The organism is Streptomyces sp. NPDC059456, assembly GCF_042750055.1.
Taxonomy (GTDB): Bacteria; Actinomycetota; Actinomycetes; order Streptomycetales; family Streptomycetaceae; genus Streptomyces.
This window is the reverse complement of record NZ_JBHYVA010000812.1, coordinates 1-3,442: the sequence shown is the minus strand read 5'-3', so window position 1 is coordinate 3,442 and position 3,442 is coordinate 1. Positions and strand designations below refer to the sequence as shown.

General features: G+C 75.1%; 3 protein-coding genes and 1 pseudogene. 3 read left to right on the top strand and 1 reads right to left on the bottom strand.

The genetic code is table 11. The features are described 5' to 3' along the window. Positions 1–102: 102 nt before the first annotated feature. The gene (gene lnt / locus ACFXA3_RS38920) at positions 103–1,656 is read left to right on the top strand and encodes an apolipoprotein N-acyltransferase (protein ID WP_385195512.1); all 1,554 of its coding nucleotides are present in this window, start codon (positions 103–105) and stop codon (positions 1,654–1,656) included. Here the strand turns inward: lnt and ACFXA3_RS38915 are convergent. Continuing rightward, positions 1,595–2,506 carry a Gfo/Idh/MocA family protein gene (locus tag ACFXA3_RS38915; protein ID WP_385195510.1) on the bottom strand — a complete coding sequence of 304 codons (912 nt, stop codon included), beginning with the start codon at positions 2,504–2,506 and terminating at the stop codon, positions 1,595–1,597. The two genes, lnt and ACFXA3_RS38915, sit on opposite strands and share 62 nt — an antisense overlap. Before the next feature lie 83 nt (positions 2,507–2,589). On the opposite strand from ACFXA3_RS38915, the gene ACFXA3_RS38910 reads away from it, so the two are divergent. Then, positions 2,590–3,114, top strand: coding sequence for a DinB family protein (locus ACFXA3_RS38910; protein ID WP_385195508.1), 525 nt, complete (start codon positions 2,590–2,592; stop codon positions 3,112–3,114). 97 nt (positions 3,115–3,211) lie between these two features. Further along, positions 3,212–3,442 (top strand): annotated as a pseudogene (locus ACFXA3_RS38905) (hypothetical protein); the annotation flags it as partial.

Below are 3,442 nucleotides of genomic sequence, written 5' to 3'. Positions count from 1 at the left end.
TGGTGGGCGCGCAGCGCCGGTTCGCGGCCAACGCCGCCCACGAACTGCGCACCCCCCGCGCCCGCCCCCGGGGGGGCGGCGCCCGCGCCCGCCGCCGGGGCGCTGCCGTGCCTCGCCTTCCCCGCGCCCGCGCTCTGGTGGTTCGCGTACGTCTCCCTCGTGCCCTGGATGCTGCTGCTGAGGTCGGCGCCGAGCGGGCGGCGCGCGGCCCTGGAGGGCTGGCTGGGCGGCGCCGGGTTCATCGTCGCCGTCCACCACTGGCTGCTGCCCAGCCTGCACGTGTTCCTGCTGCCGCTGGCCGCCCTGCTGGGGCTGCTCTGGATCCCGTGGGCCCTGCTGGTGCGGGAGTTCCTCGGCGGGGCCCCGGAGCCGGGCCGGGCGGCGGCCGCGCTGGTCCTCGTACCGGCGGGCTGGCTGCTGTCGGAGCTGGCCCGGTCGTGGCAGGGGCTGGGCGGGCCGTGGGGGCTGCTGGGGGCGAGCCAGTGGCAGGTGCCGCCCGTACTGCGGCTCGCCTCGGTGGGCGGGGTGTGGCTGGTGAGCCTGCTGGTGGTGGCGGTGAACTGCGGGCTGGTGCTGTTGATCGCGGTACCGGCGGCGCGGGTTCCGGCCCTGGCCGGGGTGACCGGGTGCGTGGTGCTGACGGGGGCGGTGTGGCTGTGGGTGCCGCGGCCCGAGGTGTCCGGCGCGCTCCGGGTTGCCGTCGTCCAGCCCGGAACGGTGGCCGACGGCCCGGACAGCGCGGAGCTGCGGTTCGCCGCCGGGGAGCGGCTGACGCGGACGCTGGCGGGGCAGCGGGTGGACCTGGTGGTGTGGGGCGAGAGCAGCGTCGGGGCGGACCTGGCCGCGCGCCCGGATCTGGCCCGGCGCCTCGCCGCGCTGTCCGCCGAGGTCGGGGCGCCGCTGCTGGTCAACGTCGACGCCCGGCGGCCGGCGGCCCCGGCCGTGGTGCCCGCGCCCCTGCCGCAGGCGGTGTCCGGGGATCCGGCCGGGGGCGGCATCTACAAGAGCTCGGTGCTCGTCGGGCCCGGGGGGCCGACCGGCGACCGGTACGACAAGATGCGCCTGGTCCCCTTCGGCGAGTACATACCGGCCCGGTCGCTGCTCGGCTGGGCGACCTCCGTCGGCAAGGCCGCCGGCGAGGACCGCCGCAGCGGCGCCGGCCCGGTCCTGATGCGCCTGCCGGGGCGGCCCGGGGTGCGGATCGGCCCGCTGGTCTGCTTCGAGTCGGCCTTCCCCGACATGAGCCGCCGCCTGACCCGCGACGGCGCCGCGCTGCTCGTCGCCCAGTCGGCCACCTCCAGCTTCCAGCACAGCTGGGCCCCGGCCCAGCACGCCTCGCTCGCCGCGCTGCGCGCAGCGGAGGACGGCCGTCCCATGGTGCACGCCACGCTCACCGGGATCAGCGAGGTGCACGGCCCGTCCGGCGAGCGGATCGGCCCGGCGCTGCCCACCTCGGCGCGCACGGCCCAGGTGTACGACGTGCCGCTCGCCCGCGGCACGACGTACTACGTCCGCTTCGGGGACTGGCCGGTGGGGGCCTGTCTCGCGCTGCTGGCGCTGTACTGCACCGTCGAGGGCTCGCGCTCGCTCGGCCTCAGGAGGCCCGGGCCTGCTCCAGAGCCGTCGTCACCACCCGCTCGCACAGCTCGTGGGTGAGCAGTGCGTCGCGGGCGCTGAGCGTCTTGCCCGCCGCGACGGATTCCAGGAAGGCGTCCACGACCTGCTCGATGCCGCGCTGGCGGGCGACCGGCACCCAGTCGCCGCGGCGCCGCACGGTGGGCTGGCCGCGGTGGTCGATGATCTCGGCGAGGTTGACGACCTGCCGCTTGGAGTCCTGCCCGGACACCTCCAGGATCTCCTCGGTGGAACCGGACAGCCGGTTCATGATGCCGAGCGCGGTGAAGCCGGGGCCCGACATCTGCAGGACGACCTGGTGCATCAGCCCTTCGCGCAGCTGCGCCCGGACGTCGATGTGGTCGGCCTCGCCGGGGAGCAGGAAGCGCAGGGTGTCGACGACGTGGATGAAGTCGTCGAGGACGAGGGTCCGCGGGTCCTCGGGCAGCCCGACCCGGTTCTTCTGCATGACGATCAGGTCGCGCGGGTGCTCGGCGCACTGCGTGTAGCCGGGCGCGTGGCGGCGGTTGAAGCCGACGGCGAGCGAGACCCCGCGCTCCTCGGCCAGTTCCACCAGCCGCCGCGAGTCCTCCAGCGCGTAGGCGAGCGGCTTGTCCACGTAGGTCGGCACGCCCGCTTCGAGCAGCCGGGTCACGATCTCGGGGTGAACGGCCGTGGGGGCGTGCACGAATGCCGCGTCGAGGCCCTCGGCCAGCAGCCCGTCCAGGCCGCGGTGGCGGTGTGCGGCCGGGACGTGGTGGATCTCCCCGATCCGCTCCAGGGTGGCCGGGGTCCGGGTCTGCAGGTGCAGTTCCACGCCCGGACGGGCGGTGAGGACCGGCAGGTACGCCTTCTGGGCGATGTCGCCGAGTCCGATGACGCCTACCTTCACCGGAAACCTCCAGGTTGATCCTTGCGGGACTCCCGCAGCTTAATCCCTGGTGGCGCAGGTCGCGTTCGCCGAGGATGTGGGCCATGACCACCACCACCGGATCCCATCGCACCGAGCCCTCCACCACCGCGAACGAGCGGGAGATGCTGGACGGCTGGCTCGACTACCACCGCTCGACCCTCCTGTGGAAGTGCGAGGGCCTCGGGGACGAAGAGCTGGGCCGCACCGCGCTCGCCCCCTCGCAGCTGAGCCTGCTGGGCCTCGTACGGCACATGGCGGAGGTGGAGCGGTACTGGTTCCGGGAGATCATGCTGGGCGAGGACCTGCCCGAGCTGTACTGCACGCGCGAGGACCCGGACGGGGACTTCCACTTCGGCCCCGGGGACACGTGGGCCGAGGCCGAGCAGACCTGGCGGACGGAGGTCGACCTGGCGCGGCGGGCGGCGGCCGGCCGCTCGCTGGACCTGGTGTCGGATCCCGCGAGCCACCATCGCGGCGAGGCGTTCAGCCTGCGCTGGGTCTACACGCACATGATCGAGGAGTACGCGCGCCACAACGGGCACGCGGACGTGCTGCGCGAGCACATCGACGGCGCCACGGGCGACTGACGCCGCGGCGGCGTACGGCGGGTGCCCGTCACCCGTGCGGGGTGAATATCGGCTCCGGGTTTTCACAACGGGGTCCTCGCACAGCAGAGTTGCGCGGGTGCATCCAACCCGAACCACGACGAAACTGCTGCTCGGAGTCGCCTGTGCCGTCTCGGCCGTCTCCGGGTGCGTGCAGGTGACCCCCGCCCCGATGCAGCCGGCGGCCGCTCCCGGCACCGCGGCGGCGCCGCCCCGGCACGAGCCGCGCGGCGGGCCGGGGGCCGCGCCGGGGGGGGTGCAGGCGCCCGTCCGGGGGGCGCTCAAGGCGGTACCGGGGAGTTCCGCGCGG

What these genes read in the sequence shown, in the direction of transcription:
- ACFXA3_RS38910 (WP_385195508.1), top strand. Translation starts at nt 2,590, where the DNA reads ATGACCACCACCACCGGATCCCATCGCACCGAGCCCTCCACCACCGCG.